This window comes from Mesorhizobium sp. M0894 (assembly GCF_040319725.1).
Classification (GTDB): Bacteria; Pseudomonadota; Alphaproteobacteria; order Rhizobiales; family Rhizobiaceae; genus Mesorhizobium.
The window spans coordinates 131984-155413 of sequence record NZ_JAMYOG010000012.1; the positions used below are offsets into that span (position 1 = coordinate 131984).

Annotated in this window: 20 protein-coding genes; 6 read left to right on the forward strand and 14 right to left on the reverse strand. The window is 61.2% G+C overall.

The window, feature by feature from the left end; all coding sequences use genetic code 11:
* Positions 1-53 precede the first annotated feature (53 nt).
* From NKH91_RS22400 to NKH91_RS22425, 6 genes are all read right to left on the reverse strand, one after another.
* The gene (locus tag NKH91_RS22400; RefSeq protein WP_023718463.1) at positions 54-1361 is read right to left on the reverse strand and encodes a type II toxin-antitoxin system HipA family toxin; all 1308 of its coding nucleotides are present in this window, start codon (positions 1359-1361) and stop codon (positions 54-56) included.
* On the reverse strand, positions 1361-1612 hold the full coding sequence (locus NKH91_RS22405) for a helix-turn-helix domain-containing protein (protein WP_023718464.1): 252 nt from the start codon (positions 1610-1612) through the stop codon (positions 1361-1363). Before NKH91_RS22405 ends, NKH91_RS22400 begins: the two co-directional genes overlap by 1 nt.
* Positions 1613-1877: 265 nt before the next feature.
* Entirely contained in the window at positions 1878-3056 is a 1179-nt protein-coding gene (locus tag NKH91_RS22410; protein ID WP_352885413.1) for a hypothetical protein, read from the reverse strand.
* 56 nt (positions 3057-3112) lie between these two features.
* Complete coding sequence (locus NKH91_RS22415) at positions 3113-4123, reverse strand: succinylglutamate desuccinylase/aspartoacylase family protein (RefSeq protein ID WP_023718466.1); 1011 nt, start codon at positions 4121-4123, stop codon at positions 3113-3115.
* Positions 4124-4132: 9 nt separating this feature from the next.
* Complete coding sequence (locus NKH91_RS22420; RefSeq protein WP_023718467.1) at positions 4133-4477, reverse strand: RidA family protein; 345 nt, start codon at positions 4475-4477, stop codon at positions 4133-4135.
* A 41-nt stretch (positions 4478-4518) separates the two neighbouring features.
* A complete protein-coding gene (locus NKH91_RS22425; RefSeq protein WP_352494804.1) occupies positions 4519-5838 on the reverse strand; it encodes an alanine racemase in 1320 nt (439 codons plus the stop codon).
* Between the two features lie 74 nt (positions 5839-5912).
* On the opposite strand from NKH91_RS22425, the gene NKH91_RS22430 reads away from it, so the two are divergent.
* The gene (locus NKH91_RS22430) at positions 5913-6854 is read left to right on the forward strand and encodes an amidohydrolase family protein (RefSeq protein WP_023718469.1); all 942 of its coding nucleotides are present in this window, start codon (positions 5913-5915) and stop codon (positions 6852-6854) included.
* Here NKH91_RS22430 and NKH91_RS22435 read toward each other — a convergent pair.
* The 4 genes from NKH91_RS22435 to NKH91_RS22450 are packed head-to-tail and all read right to left on the reverse strand — an operon-like array spanning position 6828 to position 11337.
* Positions 6828-7799, reverse strand: coding sequence for an ABC transporter permease (locus NKH91_RS22435; protein ID WP_156948048.1), 972 nt, complete (start codon positions 7797-7799; stop codon positions 6828-6830). The two genes, NKH91_RS22430 and NKH91_RS22435, sit on opposite strands and share 27 nt — an antisense overlap.
* On the reverse strand, positions 7796-8761 hold the full coding sequence (locus tag NKH91_RS22440) for an ABC transporter permease (RefSeq protein WP_023718471.1): 966 nt from the start codon (positions 8759-8761) through the stop codon (positions 7796-7798). Before NKH91_RS22440 ends, NKH91_RS22435 begins: the two co-directional genes overlap by 4 nt.
* On the reverse strand, positions 8758-10266 hold the full coding sequence (locus tag NKH91_RS22445; RefSeq protein WP_023718472.1) for a sugar ABC transporter ATP-binding protein: 1509 nt from the start codon (positions 10264-10266) through the stop codon (positions 8758-8760). The genes NKH91_RS22440 and NKH91_RS22445 overlap by 4 nt, the downstream gene beginning before the upstream one ends.
* 18 nt (positions 10267-10284) lie before the next feature.
* Complete coding sequence (locus NKH91_RS22450; RefSeq protein ID WP_031193806.1) at positions 10285-11337, reverse strand: substrate-binding domain-containing protein; 1053 nt, start codon at positions 11335-11337, stop codon at positions 10285-10287.
* Positions 11338-11578: 241 nt separating this feature from the next.
* Here NKH91_RS22450 and NKH91_RS22455 point away from each other — a divergent pair, with 241 nt between their 5' ends.
* A complete protein-coding gene (locus NKH91_RS22455) occupies positions 11579-12379 on the forward strand; it encodes an IclR family transcriptional regulator (protein ID WP_352483665.1) in 801 nt (266 codons plus the stop codon).
* Positions 12380-12616: 237 nt separating this feature from the next.
* Here NKH91_RS22455 and NKH91_RS22460 read toward each other — a convergent pair whose 3' ends face one another.
* The 4 genes from NKH91_RS22460 to NKH91_RS22475 form a co-directional block, all read right to left on the reverse strand.
* The gene (locus NKH91_RS22460; RefSeq protein ID WP_023718476.1) at positions 12617-14059 is read right to left on the reverse strand and encodes a hypothetical protein; all 1443 of its coding nucleotides are present in this window, start codon (positions 14057-14059) and stop codon (positions 12617-12619) included.
* Between the two features lie 363 nt (positions 14060-14422).
* Positions 14423-15880 (reverse strand): hypothetical protein, encoded by a 1458-nt coding sequence (locus NKH91_RS22465; RefSeq protein ID WP_352951002.1) that lies wholly within the window; start codon positions 15878-15880, stop codon positions 14423-14425.
* A gap of 277 nt (positions 15881-16157) precedes the next feature.
* A complete protein-coding gene (locus NKH91_RS22470; protein ID WP_156948050.1) occupies positions 16158-16526 on the reverse strand; it encodes a hypothetical protein in 369 nt (122 codons plus the stop codon).
* A gap of 539 nt (positions 16527-17065) precedes the next feature.
* Positions 17066-20263: an AfsR/SARP family transcriptional regulator gene (locus NKH91_RS22475; RefSeq protein ID WP_023718479.1), complete on the reverse strand. Its 3198-nt coding sequence runs from the start codon at positions 20261-20263 to the stop codon at positions 17066-17068.
* Between the two features lie 114 nt (positions 20264-20377).
* On the opposite strand from NKH91_RS22475, the gene NKH91_RS22480 reads away from it, so the two are divergent.
* The 4 genes from NKH91_RS22480 to NKH91_RS22495 all read left to right on the forward strand — a co-directional run bounded on the left by NKH91_RS22480 (position 20378) and on the right by NKH91_RS22495 (position 23391).
* Entirely contained in the window at positions 20378-20872 is a 495-nt protein-coding gene (locus tag NKH91_RS22480) for a hypothetical protein (RefSeq protein WP_031193811.1), read from the forward strand.
* A gap of 140 nt (positions 20873-21012) precedes the next feature.
* Complete coding sequence (locus NKH91_RS22485) at positions 21013-21345, forward strand: hypothetical protein (protein WP_023718481.1); 333 nt, start codon at positions 21013-21015, stop codon at positions 21343-21345.
* 464 nt (positions 21346-21809) lie between these two features.
* Entirely contained in the window at positions 21810-22376 is a 567-nt protein-coding gene (locus NKH91_RS22490) for a hypothetical protein (RefSeq protein WP_352885412.1), read from the forward strand.
* Positions 22377-22380: 4 nt separating this feature from the next.
* Positions 22381-23391: a hypothetical protein gene (locus tag NKH91_RS22495; protein WP_023718483.1), complete on the forward strand. Its 1011-nt coding sequence runs from the start codon at positions 22381-22383 to the stop codon at positions 23389-23391.
* Positions 23392-23430: the final 39 nt, after the last annotated feature.

The window sequence follows — 23430 nt, forward strand, 5'->3', positions numbered from 1 at the left end:
ATCATTTGGACGTCCCAATGGCTATCAGTCTGGTTGTGCCTCGATCTTAAGCATCACACCTCTTCCAGTCTGCGCACGCGAGCTTTGACCCCATTGCCAATGGCATCTGCGACTTGCGAAGGGAAACCCTTTGGGAGCGATGCACAAACCAGTTCGATTGCCGCTAGCGCCCGTTGGCGCAGCTCGTCAAAGATCGCTGTGACGGGTTTTGGACCAATTCCTGCCTTGGCGGCGGTCTGGATGAAATGGCGCGGCATGACGCTATCGATAAGGTAGTGGCGTGCGTCGCCTATAGCCATCGCCAACTTCATTTTGTTGCGCCTGATCTGTCCCGCATCAAGGCTGGTCTGCGCTGAGATCACATCATATAACGGCGTCATGCGGAACCGGCCGCCGGGAGAAAGAAAGACGCTAAAATTCTTGGCATGTCCATCTGTGGCGCCGAGCAGCCAAAAGGCGACCACGGCCTTCAGAACCGCAGCTTGATCTAGCTCCGGTTGGTCGCTTCCCTTCATCAGACCAAGGATAGCCGGAACCCCAGGCCCGCCATCGGATTCGTATTTCAGCGACGGAGGCACAGACAGAGCCTGGCAGCAGTCTTCCTGGGGCAAGCGCAGGAGACGGTTGTCACTCGTCCATCGGCGATCGAAACGTTCGACTACGAGCACGCGATTGCCTTCGAATTCCTCGATTGCGGCGACGGCGCACGGGAGTCCCAGGGCGGCTGTCATCTTGAGGCAGAAAAATTCGTTTTCAACACTGAAGGAAAGGTCGATGCCATTTGGCAAGCGTCCAATCTGTGGCTTGAGGATGTGCGTTGTAGCAGTCGTCGCCAGCGGCTTGTACCAACGTCCTTTCCAGAACAAGAGCGCAGTCTTTTCCTGAGCGCCAGCGATCGAGATCCGGAAATCTTCATCCTCGCCCAGCCCGAGGGGGGCCGATGCCAGATCGCGGACGAGACGAGCAATTTCGATATCGTCAACGGGTTTGCCGTCGACAATACCGGCGGGGCCCGGCTCGACATCATCCGGCAGGAATTGCAGTGCGCCGACACAATCCCGTCCGACAGCGGCAAGCAAGTCGTAGGCGTCTATCCCTCGGGCATGAACACGCTCAGCCATACGGCGGCGAATCGGGATGCTGTCGGGCAGGAGATTGTCGAACACGGCAATGACGGGTGCACCGATATAGCGATCTTCACGTAGGGGCAGAGATAGCGAGACTGGTAGCGCATGCTCCCAGGCAAGCCAGGACGGATCATACTGAAAATCGATCGCGCCGCTGGATTGTCTATTCAGCCGCCCGACGAGACGGCTGTTCAAGAAGACGTTGAGCGGGAGGTGCCGCCGCGGACGAGCCATCAAAAGACGTCCTCGATCTCGGTCGACTTTGCTCTGGTCCGAGAGCGGACAACCAATTCAAGGTCGAGCGCTGCGAGAATGTCGCAAAGCGTTCCGAGCTGTGTCCCGGGCGCTCCATTCTCGACGGCCGAGATGGTCGCTTGGCGTAGCATCGTGTGCTCCCCGACAGTGGCCTGGTTCAGGCCGAGCTTGCGGCGCCGCCGGCGGATGGCATCTCCGAGTTGCTTAGGCGTTCGGGCGATTTGGTCCACAGCGTACCTCTCCAGCTATGAGATATACGCTCAGAAGATAGATTTCAATATGCGCTAGAGCGAATAAATTGGAAGATGCGCTCCACCGTATAACCCGCCTCCCTCCCGCGTGGCCCTCACAGCCATGCCTCGATTTTCAGCTAGGCTGCTGGCCGCCGGCCAAAGCAATGCGAGAATCCATGCGGGAAGTCCTCCGAACGCCTCTCCATTACGCGCAATGCTCGAGGCAAAATTAGGCCTATTGGGTCGGCAGTGGATCGATTGTTCACACAGATCGTGCGGCACTCACCCAATCGAGGCGTGCGGCAGGTACAAGGCCGTAATTGTAGAAATTGATGCCATCGACGCCCGCCGCCAGCGCCGGTTTCACTTTGGCGGCGAGAATGTCCGGGCCTGCCATTTCCGGATGGAACAGCCGGTAACCGGTCCCAAGGAATTTCTCTGCTCCGAGCGTGGCACGGCCAGTGGCCATCAGATCTGCGACATCGCTGGCCTGCATATCGTAGGCGCACAGGATCGCGCCGTCGCAAGCCTGGCCGAGAGCCGCCAGATCGCAGCCGCCCAACCAGCCGTCCTTCAGGTCAATGATGAGGACACGTGTGCCCGGATCGGCAACGTCGCGCAGCTCGGCAACCAAGCTGGTCACCGGCTCGAACCGCCACAGCAGACAGTCGTATAATTCTGGCCAGGGCTGGAAGGTATCGAAGCTACCGTTCGGAAAGTCCGGAAAACGCGGTGCCGGAACGGCACGATCACAGGTCTCGACGATCCACCCGCTGACCAGTTTGCGCGCCGCCTCGCCGTCAATGCCGGCACAAGCGGCGCGGGCGAAGCAGGACGGGCAAAAGCACAGCGACAGAAGGAAGTCATCTTCCGCGGTCAGCCCGACACCGTCTTTCTCGTGATGATATTCGTGGGCGAAGCTCATGAATGACGGGCTTTCGAGCTCGATTCTGTCCGGCTTGTAGGTGTGCGTAACGTCGGCGACCAGCGCGCGAACATAGGCGCGCGCATCCGGATGCGAGGGACAAAGGTTGTAATAATTGGGATCGCCGAAGGCATTTCGGGTAACCACCTGCGGATAAAGCATGCCGGCGCGGGTGTTGTGCAGGCACACCGTCCAGCACGAAACACCGAGCCCATTGGCGTCTCGTCTGCGGACGAGCTCGCCAAGCACGTCGCCTCCCTGCGAGATCACGTCCGCCACCTTGGGCTGAATTGCGAGGTCGGCCCATCGCGCGGCGGTTGGCTTGAAGTAGATCGTGCCGTCCTCCGGGAAATAGGCTTTGCGGCGCGGGCTGCGCGGCTGAAGGAAGCGTCCCGCATGATACGAGGCAGCAAGGCTGATCATGTTGAGTCCCGCGCGTTCGACCAGATCGCGTTCGACCATCTCGAAACCGAGATCCTGGACATCCCAGGGGTAGGTCCACATGGAAAGCTGCATAAGATATCCTCAGTTCTCCAGAGTGGCGCAGCAGCTAGACGCCGTGCGTTTTCCCTTTAGGTTTCTACGGGTTCGGCGACTTGCATGAGGCAGTCTCCTGCCTCGCACATTGTATGCAGCCGCCGCGAAAGCACGATGCCGTTTTCGGCAAAATGCAAGGCTTCCTCGGCAAGATCGAGCCTTTCGAGATCGTGATACCAGCCAGCCAATTGTCCGGCGTTCACGCTGTCGCCAACCCTCACGGCGGGTTCAAACCAGCCGCGGCGGGCGGCGTAGAGGCCTTGGCTATGCCGCGAAAGCGAAAGCAGTCGCGTCGGCATCGAATGCATTGACTCCGCGCCAACAACTGGCCCGTCGACCAGGCCTAGTGCAATCAGCAGATTGTCGATCGCGCGAGCGGTGATCGCCATCGTGTCGACCGTGGCGGTGCCGCCGCCCCCGAACTCACCGCTGACGCCGATGGCGCCGGCACGGCGCGCTGCACCCATGGAGGTCGGCGAGGCCTGGCCATTGTCGGCCACGAACCCATAGGGCATGCAGAGCGCCCGCATCAGCTCCACCCCGCGCCTGTGGCGCTCGGGATCGGCATTGCGCTCGACGAGTGCAGTCGGCAGATGTTCCATCGAAGTGCCCCCCGAATGGATGTCGAAGACGATGTCGTGTCGGGGGAACAGGTCTGTCTCGAGAAAGTTGGCGAGCCGGCTTGTCGGCGTGCCCGACGGATCTCCGGGAAAGGCGCGATTGAGATTGCCGCCATCGAGCGGCGAGCAGCGTTTGGCGGCCATCACCGCCGGCACATTGGCCATCGGCAGGATGGTGACGCGGCCCCTGACTCGCGCTGGATCGAGCCGGCGGACCAGCTTTGCCAAGCACAGCTCGCCTTCATATTCATCGCCGTGATTACCGGCCATAAGAAGCAGCGACGGACCCTCACCATTGCGCATGAGGCAGATCGGGACCTTGATTTGGAAATATGGCGAACGGTCTATCGAGAACGGGATGCTCAGATGGCTGAGCGTCTTGCCGTCCCGATCGAAATCGAGCGAATGGCTGATGCCGGTGTGCATGGCGGCGGTTCACACAGCCGCGACGGCGGTGACCTCAATGCGGAGGTCAGGATCAGCGAGACGCGCCTCGACGCAGGCACGCGCCGGCAGACGGGCGGAATCCACCCAGGCATCGTAGATACTGTTCATTGCGTCGAAATCGCCAATCTGCGGCAGGAAGATGTTGACCGCCACGAGCTTCGACTTGCTGCTGCCGGCCTCGACCAGGAGCGCCTCGATCTTGGAGAGTACCTCGCTCGTCTGACCCTCGATGCCGGCCTTGCGATCGTCTGCGACCTGGCCCGCTATGTGCACGAGGCCGCCATAGACGACCGCCTGCGACATGCGGGAGCCGGATTGGAAGTACTTGATCATATCGGATCCTTTCGTTCTTTTTTTGGAAAGCGCGACGATGGTCAGCCGAAATAGGTGGGAAAGGCGTGGCTGACATACCCGGCCGCGTCGACGCCAAAGATCACGCGATAGCGATCAAGGCAGGTGCAGGGATGGGAGATGCCGAATTCAACGGTGTCGCCGACGGCAATGTCGTCGCCCGACGCAATTGTCAGGAAGGCGTGCTGGTCGTTGAGCTTGAAGACCTCGGCACGCGCTATCGGCAGCTGCTTGCCGGCACGAAAGATGGTCAGGACCATTGGAAAGCCCTGGTCGAACGACACGTCGCGCATGCCCATGCCGCAGATCGCAAGGCCGGGCTCCGGCCGCGACAGTACCTCGGCCCATAGGCGCAAAGCCGGACGGAACGAATTTCGTGCGGACGCATTGAAGCCGCCGACTGCAAAACCCTCGCGGGCGTCGAGTGTGCCGAGCGAGCGGTCGTAGACGCCATGGTCGTGGAAGAAGATGGCGCCGCTGCGCAGCACCAGCGTCGCGCTGCTGTCCCTAGAAACGAGAGGCGAAAGCGCTGCGACCACTTTGTCGAAGTAGACCGAGCCGCCTGCCGTGACAATCAGCGGGGTGTCGCCGCCGACGCGGGCGCGGAGCCGCAGGAACATGTCGGCTGTCATTGTCAGCAGGGCGGATATCGCCTCATCGGTGCGGTCAGGATCGGGCTGCGCCGCGGCACCTTCATAGGTTGCGACGCCGGCGATCAGCAGCCGGCCGCCGGCTGCTACAATCGCGTCGGCAATCGCCTCGGCTTCGCCGGTGGTCCGGGCGCCTGCCCTGCCCGCACCAAGTTCGACGAGCACGCGCAATGGCGGCAGCCTCGCATTGGCCCGCCAGGCTTCGGCAAGCGCATTCACGGCGGCGATCGAGTCGGCGAAAACGTAGAACTCAGCGCTTGGCCAGGCGCTGACAAGAACCGCAAGCCGGTTCGCACCACCTGGTCCGCCGACCTCATTGGCGATGATCAGCCGACAGAGTCCGGCTCTGAGCATCACCGTGGCCTGCCTTATGTCGGCGACGGTCGTGCCCCATGCTCCGGCCTCGATCAGGGACCGGGCAAGATCAGGCGCCATCGGGGTCTTGGCATGCGGGGCGATCACGGCGCCCTGCTCTCGCGCATAGCGCAGGAACAGGTCACGATTGGCGATGAAGGCCCCCTCGTCGACGGTCAACACCGGCAACGACATACGCCCATCCGCTGGATGCCAGCGCTCAGATGCGACAAGGCTGCTGTCCAAGCCGAGGGTGCCAGGCGGCACGCCGCGGATACGGTCATCGAGCAGGAAATTTTCTCGGGTCGCCAGCAACAGTACGGGTGAGCTTTCGGTCATCCGATGCTAGTCCTTCCTTTACAGGATGAAGTCCGGATCGATTTCCGATTCCGGCCACACCATGAGAGAGATGCGTGCCAACACCTTACCGCGGACCGATCATCGATGCCCACCATCACCTTTGGGATCTCGGCCTCAGCCGGCACCCCTGGCTCGCCACAACGGCTGGCGAACGCGGCGGTCTGGGGGAGCTTGGCCGCTTGCGGCGAAACTACCTTCCTGAAGATTATTTGCGCGACGCCGGCCGGCACAATGTCGTCGCAACCGTCCATGTCGAAGCCGGCTGGACCGGGGATGAATGCGTCGGCGAAACGCGGTGGCTTGAAACGCTCGACAAGTCGCGCGGCGTGGCCGCCCGTTATGTTGTTCACATACCGCTGGCGAGCCGCCAAGCGCCGGCGCTGGTCGAGGCGCAGGCGGCATTCGACCGTGTCGTCGGTGTGCGCGACATACTGAGCTGGGATCCGGATCCTGCCCGCCGTTTTGCTGCCCGTGACGGCATCATGGACGATCAGGCCTGGCGTGCCGGCCTGTCCCTGCTTGGGCGCCACCGGCTGGTTTTCGACCTGATGGTGTTTCCGCGCCAGCTCCCCGGTGCGGCGCGCCTCGCAGCGGCCTTTCCGGACCAACTCTTTGTTCTCAACCACTGCGGCAGCCCGATCGATCGCGATGCAGACGGCATGCGGGTGTGGCGCGAAGGGCTGCGGCTTTTGTCGGAGTGCGACAACGCTGCCATCAAGATATCGGATCTGGTCGCCTACGATCATGATTGGACACTCGACAGCCTGAAGCCGGTTGTCATGCATTGCATCGACTGTTTCGGTACGCAGCGAGCGATGTTCGGCAGTGACTTCCCAGTCGCCGGCCTGCATGCGTCATTCGATGCAGTATATGACAGCTTCAAAGCCATTGCAGGAGAGCTTTCCGCGGACGAGCAAACGGCGCTGTTCTTCGGCAACGCAAGGCGTATCTACCGGCTGCACGATATTTCATCGGCGGGCCTGCTCCCTGCCTGAGAGAAGCAGCAGCCCCAGAATCAGCGACCCGAACAGGATACTGCGCCAGCCGGGCGATGCGTTGACGACGGTGATCAGCGCCGTGATCGTGACCAGCAGGATCGCGCCGGGGATAGTACCGGCATAGGTGCCGAGCCCGCCCAGTATCGAGGTGCCGCCGAGCACCACGGCGGCAATCGACGCGAGGAGATAGGGATCTCCTATCCCGACATAGCCTTGGCCGTTCATGCCGAGGACCAACACACCGGCAAGTCCCGAACAGAAGCCGCTGATGCCGTAGACGGCGAGCGTGGTCGAGGCGACGGAAACTCCGGACAGCGCCGCGGCAAGCGGATTGGCGCCCATCGCGAAAATCCGGGCGCCGAGGGATGTCGCATGCATCGTGGTCAGAACGATCACGGAAATGACCACCCACAAAAGCACGCCTGCCGGAATACCGGCTGGCCGCGCATTGCCGAGCCAGCTGACCAGCGGGTTCTCGGCGGTCACGGCGCTGCCGCCGGCGATGATGATCAGGAGGCCCTGCAGGAATGTCGCCATCGCCAGTGTCATGATCATTGGATGAACGCGCAACAGCGCCACGCCCAGCCCGTTTACGAGACCTATCGCGGTCGTCAACGCAAGTACTGCAAGAACGGCTGTGAGCCCGGTCGGATCCGCCTGCAATGAGAGCAGCGGGAGGCTGACGGCACTGACCGTGACGATCGCCGCGACGGAAAGGTCAATGCCGCCGGCAATCACCACGAAGGTCTGGCCCGCCGCGACCAGGCCGATCACCGCGCCCAACTCGACCAAATAGCGCAAATGACCATAAGCGCCGAAGCCACGTGAAGCGAAGCTCGCCGCGATCCACACCGCGGCAACGATAGCGACCGTGAGGAAGGGCCGGCTGCGCAGGATCGTCAACGCCCGCCCGCCGCGCGCGCTCTCTTTCCGTGCTGTCATTGCTGCACCTTGCGGAATTGCGGGATGGCGACCGCCCCGATGATGATGAGGCCTTGGGCGACATACTGAGCAACTGGCGTGAAGCCGAGGAAGAACATGACACTGATCATCAGGCTGAGCAGCAGGCTGCCGGCAAGCGCGCCGCGCATCGTGCCCTGGCCGCCGAGGAAGCCGATTCCGCCGAGCACCGCGGCGGCAATGGAATTCAGCGTGAAGGCTGTGCCTATGACCGGGTCGCCCGAACCCGTTTGCGCGGCGACGAACAGGCCGGCGCCTGTGCAAAGCAGACCGCTGATCGCATAGGCCGCGATCCGCGCGCCGTCGACCGGCACGCCGGAGCGATAGGCGCCGACCGGATTCTCACCGGCGGCATAGAGGCTCAACCCAAGCGGGGTGGCGAGATAGAGTTTCCACAAAAGCACGACGAGCACCAGCAACACGAATGCCGCCGGCGTGTTGCCGGCAAGCAGGTCCGACAGCCACTCCGGAATGGCGCCGCCCGGCCTCGGCAGGATGAGCAACGCAGCACCGCCGATGATGAAGGAGCCGGCGAGCGTCACCACGATGGCCGGCAACCGAAGTTTCACGACGATGAACCCCGTCGCGGCACCGATGCCGATACCGGTCAGCGCCACCACGGCGGTGCCGCCGGCTACGCCCAGCGGCCCGATCATCGTCGTCGCGGCGATTACCGCGCCGAGACTGACCATTGCGCCGATTGCCAAGCTGATGCCGCCGGTGAGCATGAGGATCGCCTGGGCCATCGCGACCAGCGCCAGCGGAAACCAGCTCTGGGTGAATTTGGCGAAGCCGGACGCCGTCAAGAGGCCGGGGAACAACACGCCGTAGGCAACGAGGAACGCCAGAACCACGGCAAACAGGCTGCGCACGCCAACATTTCGGCGCAGCTGAACTCGCCAGTAGAGGGCGCCGGCTTGGCTTGAGGATACAACCGTGCTCATGCCGCAACTTTCTGCTGTTCGGCGCCCATTGCGGCGGAGACGATGACTTCCTCGCTCAGTGCCTCGCGCTCGAGCATGGCCTTGATGCGACCTTCTCGGACCACGGCGACGCGGTCGCAAAGGTGCACCAGTTCGGGTGTGTCGGAACTGAGCAGGACGATCGCCTTGCCGGCGGCAGCGAGATTGCGAAGCATCATGTAGATCTCACGCTTGGTCTCGACATCGACGCCGCGCGTCGGATCGTTGAGGAGAAGCACAAGCGGATCGTGTGGCATCCATTTCGCCAGCGCGACTTTCTGCTGGTTGCCACCTGAGAGTGCCTGCGCCGGGCGATCGAGGTCGCCCTTGATGGCAAGCTGGGCGGCGAGTCCCCTCGCCAAATCGCGCTCGGCACGCCGGCTGCGCAGCTTCAACGCCGGCAGCCTTGCGAAGGCTGGTAGCATCATGTTGGTGATGATGGGATGGATCAAGTGCAGGCCTTCGCGCTTGCGGTCGGCCGGGACATAGGCGAGGCCGAGCGCATTGGCTTTCGGCACGCCGCCCGGCAGACCCGAAGCAGCGTTTACGGTCGCGGATGCCGACCTAGCCGGGATCGCGCCGTAGAGGCCAAGCAGCAGATCTTCCTGCCCCTGCCCGACCAGGCCGCCGATCCCAAGCACCTCGCCTGTCCTGATGTCGAGATCGACGTCGCGCATCAGGCCGGCCGAAAAATTACGAACCGAGATGGCGTTGGCTGGCGATGGCGAAGGCTGCCATCGTGGAAAGAGATCGCCGGGGTCGCGGCCGACCATCAGCCGCACCAGCCCGGCGGCATCAGTTTCTTCCAGCGAGCGGTCCGCCGTGCAGGCGCCGTCCTTCAGTACGGTGACATGCTGGCACAGTGTCATCACTTCGTTCAGCCGGTGTGAGATGTAGAGAATGGCGATGCCCTCGGCCCGAAGCCTTTCCAGCAAGTCCGTGAGGGTTTTTGTCTCGGTTGCCGATAGCGATGAGGTGGGTTCGTCGAGAATGAGCACGCGCGGCCGCCGGTAGAGCGCCTTGGCGATCTCCACCATCTGACGCCGGCCGAGTGACAGATGCCCCACCGGCGTAGACAGCGGTTCGCGAAGGCCGACAAGATCACATGCGGCCCTGGCCCGTGCGGCAAGTTCCGTGTAATCGACCAAGCCGAATCTCTTGGGATAGGCGCCGAGCCCGATATTTTCGGCGATCGAGAGGCTGGCCGTCAGGCTGAGTTCCTGTTGGACAACGGCGATCCCGGCATGCCGCGCATGAGCGGGGCTCATGCGCGATACCGGGCGTCCATCAACCTCGATCGCCCCGCCGTCCGGGCGCAGGGCGCCGGACAAAAGGTTGATCAGCGTCGACTTCCCCGCGCCGTTCTCGCCGAGCAGCGCATGCACGCGGCCCGGCTGCAGAGCGATGGAAACGTTGCGCAGGACGGGGTTGCCGAAGAAGGACTTCGACACCCCCCGCGCGGCGAGAAGCGTAGCCGTGGTTGTCAATGTTGCAACCCTTCAGGCTTATTTCTGGGCCAGCAGCTTCTTGAACAGATCCTCATCGAACGGCGAATAGATGTAACCGTCAGCCGGGAAATCCTTAGCCCGGGCGAGATATTCGTCGACGTTGGAATTGTCGATCACCGGCAGCGGGATCTTGACGAAAGCCGGCACATCCTTGCCGTCCAGCGCCTGTACGGCGGTGTAGGTGGCGAAAGCGCCGAGCCAGTTCGGCTGCATCGTCGCCCAGCTCTTCAAGCCCTTTTCCTTCCACAGTTCGAGGAATTGGCGCGCATTCTCGCCGGTGATCGGCACCTGGTCGCGACCCTGCTTGTCGAGCGCGAGCACGGCACCCGCCGACAGAGCGCCGCCGAGCGACAGGATGCCGTCGATTTCGGGATTGGCGAAAAGCAGACTGGTGACCGCTTCCTGGGCGGGCGCGACATTGTAGGGCGTGTTCGTTTCGGCAAGCACTTTCACATCGGGATGAGCCTTAAGCTCGGCATCGGCGCCTTTGCGCCGGTCGTCACTGACCGAAACGCCGGCTGGGCCATTGAGGATCAGAATTTTGCCCTTGCCTCCGATGGCGTCGATCAGGAACTTGGCCGCCTGATCGCCCCACTGTGAGGAATCGGTGTTGACCTTGGCGGTCACCTGGTCGGTGTCGACGAGGCTGTCGAAATTGATGATCGCGATGCCTTTGGCGCAGGCGTCCGCCAGCACGCGCGCCGGCGCGGTCGACGAGCCAGCGATCAGGATGATGGCATCGACATCGGAATCGATCATCGACTGGATCTGCTGAATCTGGACGTTGGCGTCGCCTTGGGCGTCGGTCACGACGAGCTTGTCGACCAAGCCTTGCTTCTTCAAAGTTTCGACTTCGGCTTCGATCGTGCCCTGTGTCTGCTTCATCCAGGTCGGAACTGAATAGATGTTGGCCCAGCCGATCGTATACGGCGCCTTGCGGTCGCCCTTGATGCATTTAGCGGCGGCGTTGGCCTGCGAACCGGCGCCAACGCTGAGGAGAAGACCGAGGCAAAGGGCGCTGGCGGATGCGAAAAACGATGATTTGGTCATGATTGTTCCCTTCTGAGGTTATGCCTGGACGTGCGGGGTCGAGACGAGAAAACCCGCCGGTTGCCGCATCTCGGAAACCGCCCTTTTTCTCGTCAGGACTCTCTGCGCCTGGCTCTTTATTGTCCGATATTCCAGACAAGAGGCCTGTATATCGGACAGATGGGATGCTAGACTGAGCCTTGACATCTTTCAAGCGTCTTGAGACGAGGGCCGAAATGATTTTGCGCGGGGTGCGGCCCACATGAGCGATGGCGTCACTGGTTTGATCGAAAGGGAAGTCCGCGCCGAGCCGCGCAATGGCGAACGGCGCCGCGGGATTGACCGCGTCATCACGCTGCTTGAAGCGCTTCTGCGGCAGCGCGCGCCGATGCGCGTCGGCGATATCGCCAAGATGATCGGCGCGCCGCGTTCGACCACTTATGAGATCGTCAACAGCCTGCTGGAAGCCGAAATGCTCGAGAACGTCGGGACGGAAGGCTATGTCTATTTCGGAAAGGCGATGCATCTGTTCGGCTGGGCCTACTCACATCATAATGCCCATTATCGACGCATCATCGAAACCCTGGACAGACTAGGCGCGGAGACGGGCGAGACCGTCCAACTGTGTGGCCTGCGCGGGAACAAATACGTCGTCCTTGATTGCCGGGACTCGCCCGGCCCGTTCCGGATTTCAAGCGATGTCGGAGTCGAGGTGCCGATCCCGTGGACGGCGTCCGGAAGGCTGCTGCTCGGCCATATGAGCGCGCAGGAAATACAGGACTTCATTCCGCCTGGCGACTACAAGCTTCCCGACGGCCGCGTCATTGCGCCAGCCGAGTTCTTCGGCGATGTGGCTCTGGCGCGCCAGCAAGGTTTCAGCGAGACCGCCGCTCTGGCTGACCGCTTCACCTGGTGCATGGCCGCGCCCATCCGCGATGGCGACGGGGCCATCAACAAGACGCTTTGTTTCGTGTTGCCCGTCGACACGCCGGAAGCCAGGCGCAGCGAATTGCTTGCCCTGCTATGCGAGCGCGCCCGTGGATTGTCGCTGGCGGGAAGCTAGTAAAAATCGGCGCGCGAAGGTTCGGGATAGGCTCCGCTCGTTCAGCCGCAGCAGCGAGGCCGGAACCGGTATTCCGGTGGGTATGGCAAAGGCGGCAGCGCGCTCCCGCGACCACCTTTGCCCACAGTCCGCAGCGTGCCAGCACCGCAGAGTGCACGCGATGATACCGGTGCCTGGGACACCTCGTCCGGCCCGGCCACAACGCACTTACCGTCTTCATTGAGCGTCGTTGATTGCTTAGACAACGGGACGTTCCAATTCCGCCGGATCATCCATCGGCGGGAGCGGCGGCAATGGAAAGCAAAGCTCGCCTATTACCTGAACGCCCACGCCAAGCACACTTATCTGTTCGAGGTCGGACGTGCTGGATGTAGAGCCGGTTGGCGCCTGCATCAGGAAGGGACCCAGAAACGAGACGGCGTTTTGCATCGTCGTGCGGGCTTCGGCGGTCCACGAGCCGCTGAATTCCACGTTACGAACCAGAAGCAGGCCCTGAGGCAGGCAATGCGCATAGGTCTCGTCGGTCGAAGCCTTGATCATGTCGCCGCGCTTCATTCCCGGTACGTACCAATCCTCCTCGTCGACGAGGTCGGGATGCCACCATCTCGTGCCGGCGATCCGCCGGGTGATGGTGAGCATGCAATACTCGAAATGCACATGCAGTTCACTGTCCGAGGTAGTTACCTCCGTTACGACCGGGTTTTTAATGAGATCGTGAAGCTGGATTGTGGCCAATCGGTTCACGAGCGAGGTGTCCAACTGCATTTGCGTGCTGGAAGCATTTGGCTGCTCTCTGGGCGGCGAGACGTGATCTGCCTCGGCTGTGAAGTGTCGCCGGGCAGCGCGAATTCGACTGAATGTTGGCAGGGTAGCGGCCAGCGCCCGGGCGTGGAGCGGCGAAGCGGTGAGGCCACCCAGATGGTTCGCGCTGAACTGGCTCAGATTGACCGCGGTGCTTGCTGCATCCTGGATACCGAGAAACTCGACTGGCTGGGTAGCGTAGTCCGTGAGATGTGGCTGCATGCGCAGCTTTCTGACCGCTTCAACCCTTGGCACAACAGCTAATTCGGCGGCAAATGCCTTGCGCCGTTCGACCGCCTCGGAAACTGCGGTGAGGTTCGACACCACCTCTTTTGTCAACACTCGCATCTTCCATAAGTGGGGATTTGCCTTAATGGCGCCGGGTGTCTCGGTCGTGGTTGCGGTAGTGCGGGATATCCTTTGATCGAAGACATGCCAGGCCGTGCAGCTGGGCTCGGCGAAATCTGTCGGCTCGCAGCTGAATGGCAGCGCATCGGGATTGTCCCCGATATCTTTTCGTGCCTCGGCAACCATCGCGGCGATGCGCGCATAGGAAGGAGCATCAACCGGAACCCCCGGTTGCGCCCATGGGATCATCGCCAAATAGGCAGACTTGGCGGTAAGACTGCCGACAGACGAGGCGGAAACGGAGGAGGCATCGGACCGTTTCAGCCATAGCGGGTAGTCGTACTGGTCTTCCAGCCACTCCGACAGCCGCAGCGGATTGGTCACGCCATTTTGCACGATGCCATCGGCTAGCGCCTGCCCCGGATGAATGGCAAGCGCCAACGACGGGTCATTGTTGGGGTTGTAGGTCGCGATTAACGTGTCCACCACTTGCTGGCCAAGGATCGCGAGCTGATCGCTGTTCGTGCTCACAGGGACACCTCAGCCTTGCGGAGCAGCGGGCGCGTCAGCCGGTATCGCAGGCGCTCCGGCATTGGCGGCTGTCGCAGGGTTGGCCACGACTTCGGCGCTGAGTGCAGGGTCGTCCTTGCGCGGTGCGGCCGGCTGTATCTGGCCTACCCAGCCGACGATCTGCGAACCGAAAAGTTCAAGCGTTCCACCGTGTTCATTGCTGCTGAAGGAAAAACCCTGAGATGCATCGTGCTGGTTGCTGAATGCGCCGCTGCTGTCCGAATTGGAATGTTGGACCGATCCGCCGATACCGCACCAACCAACCTTGCCGCCATAGGAGGTGGAGCTGCTTTCCGTGTGTCCGCTAGCGCTGTCGACGGCGCTCTAGAATGCGCTGCCCATGCTGCCCCAGGAATTAGCGGTAATCTTCACGTTTCGAACAATCAGAAAACCCTTCGGGATCATCGGGAGCAGCTTGGGCACGTCGCCGATCTGACCTTCGATGGTCCCGTCGCTGATCGCATTCTTCTTCTGACCGGCGAGATACCAGCCGTCCATGTGGAAAAGGTCGCCAAGCAGCCATGGCCGTTCGATGCTGGCCATGAACCACTCGAATGTGACAGTTGCCGAAGAACTGCTGTCCTGATGCGACTGCCAGGAGGACTGGTCGGCATTCCAACCGTCGTTGTGGCTGGTCTCGCTGTGCGATGCATTGGCTGAGGCGCCGAAACCCAGAACGCTGTAGCCGACGCTGCCCGATGTTGATGACGACTCGTTGTTGTAGAAACTGTGTCCGAAGCTGTGTTGGCCGCCGCCACCGCTCGCCTGGTACTGTTTCGATGTGGCGGTGATTTTCATCACCCCGAAGTCATGGTTGGTGTGATCCCACCAGGAGACCGGATCGATATACGACCACGGCACCTTGATTGCCACGGCGCCACCGAGACCAACGCTATACTCGTCGTACATCTTGCGGGCCTTGGCAATCAGGGCGGCCGCGGCGCTGCCGCCGACGGACTGAAGGGTTGCAATCGCGTCGTCGATCTGTTGCCCGCCCATATCCTTGAAGTCGTTATAGGCTTGGTCGACGGCGTTCTGGTATCTGGCGCTGGTGACCGGCCATGCCTGTCCCTGGATAGGATCGGACATGGCTTGGGAGTAAGCGAGCGCGAACTCGCTGCGTGCATCTGCCAGCACCTTCTGGTTGTGTCTGTAGGCGGTGTGGCGCGGCGTATAGCCGGTAAAATTGCCGTCGGCATCCATCAGATACAATGTCTTCTGGGCATCGGCGATGCGTTTCTTGATATCGGTCGAGGGCTCAGGGATCGGTTCCGCCTGCATGCCGGCCAGGGCTGTGAAATACTCGATACTGACGGTTCGCTGGGGCCACGACACCGCAACCCCCTTGTTGGTGACCATCAACATGTCGTCAACCCGTTGAGCCGTGTTGAAGGCGCTGCTGATCGCCAATTGCAGCCTGGGATCTGGTGCCGGCATTGCCGCCAGCTGACCGGCCGGCGTCGCGGGCGTTCCGGCAGAAGGGGGAGCGGGTGGTGCTGAGAAAGCGCCCGTGGTGGAAACCGCGCCGTAGGCGCTGCCGCCGGCGGGCGTCCAGGGATTGGCATACATCTTCGGGTCGATCGGCTGGCCGACTGGAAGGTGCATGTAGACTGCCGAGCCAGACGGCGTGCCGTCGGGATTCACAAGCTGGGCCGCAACGGCGGTGTGTATCTGGTTCAGCGCGTCAAGCAGTGCTTGCGTGATGCCGCCGGTGACCTGAAGATCGTTACCAGGCATGAGAACTCTCCTTGTTTGTTGCGGCGTTGGACCATGGATCGTCACGCGGACGGGGAAAGACCAACGTCAGATTGCGGATGTGCAAGGCCCGCGCTCCGTCGATCCGGGAGCCCTGGCCCAAGAGCAAGTTACGTCTCGTTCAGACATCGGCCGAGCAGACAATCACCAGGTCAGGAATGCCCTTGCCGGGCCCAGCCGCCTCCTTGGCTGCCGAGCATCTCCCAGCCGAAGTCTGCGGCTGTGCCTTCCGGGCACGCGTCACTAGGGCGATGGCTTCCCGCGGACCTGTGCCTGTGACAAAACCCGTGAGTGTCTGAGCCGGCTAGGCATCGACAAGGTAATCGTGATACAGCGAGTGGATACTCCGGCCATTGTCGCGGGCCTGCAGAATTCTCTCCCATAGTCCGAGATGAACCTCGCCGGGAGCGCCTTGGTGGACCACTCCGTTGAGGAACCGGATATGCCGGCGAATGTTGTCGTCGAAAGAGAGGCCTGCCGTGCGAATGTCATCATCGCCAAGCCCCTCGTCGAAGCTTCCGCCTTGCAGCTCGTCCCTGACATGACCGGACACCGCTGACAGGAAGACTTCGAAGCTGACGCCTTCCGGCAGCCCGCCTGCGGTCTGCTGGACGTTGTAGAAGTCTCTGCTGATGTAGTCGTCCTGATTGTTCTCGTCGAGAACGTGGTTCATAATCTGCCAGGTCCGGTCGCCAGCTTCGTCGGCCGAACCCTCGAAAAGATTTAATATCCGGTATGCTCTATCCTGCCATGTAGACATGTTTTGATCCTCATCGGGCTGCTTGCATGCGCGGTTTCGCGAGCGGGGTAGCCCCTCGAGGGGCCGGACGAAGCGGTTGTTTGTTTTCGACGGATTGAGTTTCTCTGACCGCAGCTTACGGATGGCTTACAGATCGAAATTTTTTGGATTCATTCGCTCTGGAAGAAACCACACGCAAGTGGATTGCATCGAAAGCCCGGTTCCGCCGGTCTATCACCCGCTCGCAGCGCGAGTAGTCTTGAACGCCGCTGGGGACACGCAGGTACGCTGCCCAAGCGCAGAGTCTATCGCTCCGGTCTCTCAGTGTTTCCGATCCCGGATTGCTGGTTAGACAAAACCGCCCCGCACACGATCGACCTGGGATTGCCCGTGAAGTTATCGGGCCGTGCAAAGAAGAGGTTCGGAGCACGCTGGCAAGACGCAGCTCACGGATGGCTTACGGGTTTGGGCGTTCAAGATCTCAGATACGGACGCACCAGCGTGCGGATCACGTGTGAGGATTTGTATTCCCCGTTCGCTCCAACCGCCCTTTCGTAGCGCGAGAAGTCGTCTACAGCTGCGGCAGGATCACTGCTGGACAGACGTTCCCTGATGAGGGCTTGGTACACTCTTTCCGAATCTGGGTAGTACTCGAGTGCTCTCAGATAGGCTTCTCGCGCCCGGAAACCTTCTCCGGCATTCTCCCAATGTCTTCCGACGTTGATCGCCAGGTCGATATAGCCGTCCCGAACCTTGTCGGCCACCGGTATCGCCCAAGACGGAAGAGAACCCGGTGACAGTGGCGGGCCGGGGAATCTCGCCAGAAGCTGTTCCTTTTCGGGGGCTGTCGTATCCCCTTTCCTGGAAAGACCGCGGTTGAGACGGGCTTCCCAATCAGCAAGGTCGACCCACACCTTATCCGGGGGCAGACTGATCCGCCCCTCCCTCTGGACGATGAAGTCGCCCTTGCCGAGCGTCTTGCGCAGGCGGTGAAGGGCTTGCTCGCACGCCGGTTTGGCTTGATCCCCGTCGAGATCGGGCCAAAGCCAGTCATGAATGCTTTCGAGGGGACAGGTCTGGTCGCGCGCCAGGGCGAGAACCCGCAGGATATCGAGGGCACGCGTCGGCGATTTCGATCCGAGATCGAATTGAGTTCCGTCGAGCTCGATCCTGAAGCCGCCCAGTACAAAGATCTTCAGTGGCCATGGCCATTTAGCAGGCCGTCTCATTGGCGGGACGAGACGCCGCGTCTGAATGACCGAATGGCAGAGATCCGCTTCAATTCCGCGGTCAAGTGCATCCGCCAGCAGTTCGGCGAGGAGATCGGGCAGGTTGAGTAGGATTGCAGACGGGTTGACGGCCCTCAGGGCTGCCATGAACTCCGTCAGTTTCTCTTCATAAGCGGCTCCGCCCCTCCATTTCTCTTCAAAAGCGGCAGCGGCAAGAATGCAAATCTTCACCCGTTCCCGCGGGCCGCCGTCCAGCCGATCGACGACATCTGCCAACAGCGAGGCGGCCTCAGCCGGTCTTCTGTCGGCGAGAAGAACCTGGAATTTGGTGACATAATGCGGCCAGCGCTCGACCATCGGCTCGTTCGCCTCTTCGATCGCGGTCATGAACGTGTCGCAATCCCTGTAGGCTTCGACGAAGCTGCCTTGCCGCGCATGCATGGCGGCTCGGCAATCTGCGACTACGGCCACCTGAGTTGTGAAGCGGCTGTCCGCGATTTCGCCGAGCCTTGTCACGAGATCTGCGAAGCCGGCGAAATCATTGCGCAGCTTGAGCAGCAGCTGGAGATGGTAGAGACCGCTGAACTCGACGCTTTTCAGGGCTTCCCTCTCGCCCATCTCGATTGCCTTGCGAAGGGCGTCTTCGGCCGAGGCATATGGAAACCCGCGCCTCGAGAATGAAAAATACCTGCCGCTGGCGGCGCCGAAAGAGACCAACCACATGCCAAGCACCCAAGGCGTCACCTTCGGGTCGTTCAATTCGGAAGCGACGCTGTCGACCGCCTGTTCGAAGATGTCCTGCCGCCCTGACCAGACCGCATGATCAACAAGGGCTTCACTGGCAAGCAATCTCAGGTCAACCGGAACTTCACCAGTCGGATTCGACAGCTGTTGCAGGAGCTCGTCGGCGATCTTCACTCCTGCCTGTGCGGTCTCTTCGTCGGCCTCGCCGTAGTCAACCGCGCGCAACATGCCGACACCAACCAGCATCCGCTCTCTCGGGACAAGATCGGGTTGCCTCCCGCGAAGGATGGCGGCTGCCCTTCGCGTCCACCCGTCCAGGCCCCCGTGCGTCCGCCAGCTGCTTGTCTTTACGAGCACGGCGCGGATTACGGTCAGCCACTGCCCCCGCAAATCGCCGTCCTTCTCGAACGCCTCCCAAGCCCGTGAGAACCATCGCTCGGCTGCGGCGTCGTCAGGAACGTGAGCGGCCCCGATCCAGTGGAGAAGCCAGCCTTCCAGTTCTTCAGCAGGAAATCTGGTGCCCCATTCGATCAAGGTAGCCCTGCGGCCTTGGGACAGCATCGCCTCGGCGTGCTCGATGACCAACTCGCGGGCAAGCGGCCAGGCTTCTGCTTGGAGAGCCATCGATACGGCAGCGTCGACCAATCCTGCGTCGCGCAGGACCCGAGCTGCCCTTTCGCGCAAACTTGCCTGCTCTTCCGGCGGCAGCCGCGCTTCGAAGAGCCTGGACAGGTAGTCGCGCAGGAGGTCGTGGAACTGGAATCCTCCGCCTCTGAGGCCTGTTCGGGTGACCAACAGCTGCATTTGAAAGAGCCGCTCCAGCACCGGGCCGCCGACTCTGGGTCCGAGCAAGGCGTCGGCAAGACCGGAATTGATTTCGGGAAGCAGATTAAGCTTCAACAGGGTGTTCTGGTCGTCGCCTGGAACGTTCTGCAGGAACAGTCTGCCGACCACCTCCTGGAAATTTCCCTGCCCCAGAGGCATGGCGCTCATCAACTGTGGGGTACTTGATTTCTGGTTGGCGATCATGACCAGGCCGACCGCCCACCCCTTGGCGGCGGCGACCTCGATCCCCTTCTCATGGCCTGGTTCCCTGAGACCGACGAGGCAGCGTGCTTCGTCCTCCGAGAATTCCAGTGCCGTCTGGCCGATGACCGGCAGCTTGCCTGCGAGCGCGAGTTCGGCCACGCCCCCACCAGGCAGTGTACGCGATATGCAGATGCACCGGACCGTGTTGGGCAATTCCCGCAGCAGGACAGCCAGAATTTCGCGGAATTCTGGTGTATCGGCACGGTGAATATCGTCGAGGACGATGACCGTGTCCGGCACCATCTGCGCCAAGTAAGCGCGGAAGAACAGACGCGCGAATGCAGCAGCATCCTCCGCATATTCGGTTCCGAAAACAGGAAGGCTGAGTTCCCGCGCCCCAGGCGACATCGCCAGATAGTAGAACAGCCGGGCGATATCCTGGTCCTCGTCATCGACGCGATACCAGACATGCGGAGCCCGCTTTTCCTGGAGGTAATCGATGACTGCGGTGGTCTTCCCGTATCCGCCAGGGGCAGCAATCCAGCACATGCCGGATTCCAGGCACCTGTCGACCAGTGCAGCAATGCGCGGCCGCCGCGAGATTCCCGCGGGTCTTGGCATTGAAAGTTTTGCTATCGTGCCGCCGTGCACCGCCGCATCCAGATCCACCAGGCTGCACTCTTATAGCAGATGATGGGCCGGGTGCGCGTCATTTCAGCATGTAAGCCAAACGTAAGCGCGGCTCGGTCACTGTCGGCATCGTTCCAACTCATGGAGGAAACCATGCCGACCGCAACCGTTCAAACCATCTATTGTGTCCAGCCCGCCACCGGAACCGACTTCGCGGCCAACCAGGCGCTAGTCGACGCCATCATGGGCCTGACGCCGCAATTCATCCAGAACGACTTCGCCGGCAGCCTGCTGCAAGGGATCAAGTCACTGCCAAGCGTTCTTGGAGCGATCGACGCCATACGGGCCGATCCGGACAACCTGTTCATCACCACCGGGACTGAAGGCAATGTCGATGACGCTGTCTGGCCCTCTCCCGGAGCCACCAGGGAAGTCAATGCGGACCAGTCGTTCGAACCTGGCCTCGTGCTGCCGTTCGAGTATAGCCAGAATCTCTCTCTTTGGGATGAAGACGGCCCTCTTAATGGCAACGATCCACTCGGCTCCGTCACCATGGACAAGGAAGAACAAGGCATGGGTCCAATCGCCAAGATCGCCCGCTCAGCGATTGAGGGTTCGGCCTACTACGTCATTTACCGGATTGACTGACCGCGCGACAGGCATCGGGTGATGTCCACGGTCGCCGACAACACCTCAGCGAGCAGAAAGCAGCGGGCCGTGACCACCCCGTAAGCCATTCGTAAGCTCGGGCAGGTGAGCATTCCGTCTCGCAACAAGTTGATGGAGCAATGACCATGCGTCCCTACTCACTGAACATAAGCCGCATCAAATGTCATTCGACGAACGATTATACAGGTTCTGACGACCTTGTTGGAGTGATGGGTCCTGTTCGCTTCCCGATTGGATCCTTCACTCCGGGAAACGACTACAATCTCGACATCAAACAGATCGTTCCAGCCGGTGAATTCTACCTTAATATTATCGAGACCGACCTTTCAGGCGATGACGAGATAGGGATGATCGACCTGTCCGCGATCATGGATTTCCAAACCGTGAAAAACGTGCAGGGCGCGGATGCCAGTTACGACATCACCATCCTCGTCCAATCCGTATCAGACTAGCTCTAGCATGCGCGATCCGCACTCGAAGCAGGATCGCGCCTGCTCCGCCTTGGATGTCTGGTGCCTCCGGCGAGGGTGGCCTCTCCGCGCCAGGAACTGCTCCGAACTCAAGCTCGGCGAGCGATCCGGTTCCGATCGAGCTTCTTGACATGCATGGATCGGTTCCGGTCGGACCGTTCTTTGAAGACCTTGCAGAGAAGGTCATGGACATCAAAGACGTCTGGGAGCTGTTCCCGGGGCGGAGCGCCCGGCCCTGTAATTTTGGTTCCGAAACGGGAACTCGACAGATGGCTTGGGGTAGCGCCTCCCGACGACGCTTGAGCCTTCCTGCTAGGAATGTGGGGAGGACGCCGCCAACTAGCCCCTTAGACTGCACTCTGGCGGCCAGATAGAATCATGCAGATTATACTCTGCTGAACTGGCTTATTTAAGAGTAATGCCAATAGGCCCATCAGGAGATTGAAATGCTTACTCAAGTAACCGTACCTTACTCTCCCGGCTACGACTATGAAAAAGGTGTCGATCTTGCGACGGGTAGTCCGATGGGTCATGTCGTCGATGGCGCATTTTCCGGCGTCGACGATGCAATGGGGTCCATATCTTCATTCGACATACGCCGTATTCACACCACCGCCGAACTCGAAAAGTCGCTGAGCATCAATGTCGAAGCGAGCGGCGGGTGCGGGTGCTTCTCCGCGTCCGGAAGGTTTGACTTCGCCCAAAGTTCCAAGATCCAGAGCAGTTCCCTGTTCCTGCTCATCTCCGCCAAAGTAACGCTGCCCTTTCACGGCATCGACGAACCAAAGCTGAGCGGCTCGGCGGCGGCGATATCGAGCAATCCCGAGCTCTTCCAATCACGCTACGGGAACATGTTCGTGAACGGGGTAGGACGCGGCGGGATGTTCCTGGCCGTCCTGCAGATGGATACAGCCAGTTCCGAGGAGGCCCAAGCCGTTTCGATGGAGTTGTCGGGGTCCTACGGGCTGTTTTCTGCCGACGCCAAGATGAAAATGGCAGAGGCATTTCCATGAAGACGTGCGCACGACCGTCTACCACGAAGGCGGCCCGATCAATCTGATCATGGGGGACGTAACGGATCCCAGCCAGATGTATGGGCTTCTCCAGCAATGGCTGAACGCATTCCAGACCGATCCGAACGCCAATGCCGTTCCTTATTTCGTCACCCTAGCTCCAATCTCCATCGCAGATGGACCGATCCCGCCGAACGCAGCGCAGGTCCGGCAAGCCCAGGATGTTCTGGTTGAGTGCGCGAAGGAGCGCAGCAGCCGGCTAGACCAGATGAACCTGATGGACTTCATTACGCTCAATCCAGGCAAGTTCACCTTCACGGCACCGACAACCCTGCAGATGGTTCAGGAGGCATTCCGTGGTTTCCAAGTCGATATAGACATCATCGCGCAAGCCGCCGCCGCGGCGATCAACGATCCTAAAACAGCGTGCCTGCCGGTTGATTTCGCCGCGAAGCAGACGCCGGCCCGGCGTTTCCCGCAAGGGCTGACGCCCGATCCATTTCCGGAAGGCGCGAAGGGGCTGAAAAGCGTTTATGCAGACAAGGGAAAAATGATGGTCAGCCGCGACGCGTTGTTGAGCGGGATGCGAGAACTAGAGCCAGACGGCCCCGCCAAGACCGGGTTTGATATTGGCGTCGCGATGCCCGGAGCAGACACGCTATGGGGCCCGGGAAAGCAGCTTTTCATGGATGGCCTTGATGCTGACGAGCGCGTTGGCTGCGAGGATTCAGCGTTCTTCATTGTCGCCCGGAATGCGCAACTCGGCCTCGCGACCGTCGGCGCGAAGATCGCGGAGAAGACCTCGACGGATGCCTTTAAGGCTGCCCGCACTGCAGAGCCGCCCGGCATGTACACTCTGGGCTTCGACATCGCCTCGGGCCTCTTCGGCGACGCGAGGCTCGGCGCGCGCGGCCACACCGCACGGGGCCCCGGATCCCTGGGGATCAGGGCAGCCCTCGACCCGAGAGGTCAGCGCGGCTTTGATGCAGCGATGACGCTGTACTCGGTTGCCTGACGACGGGAGCGTCTGATCAACAGGCCAGAGAGCACATTC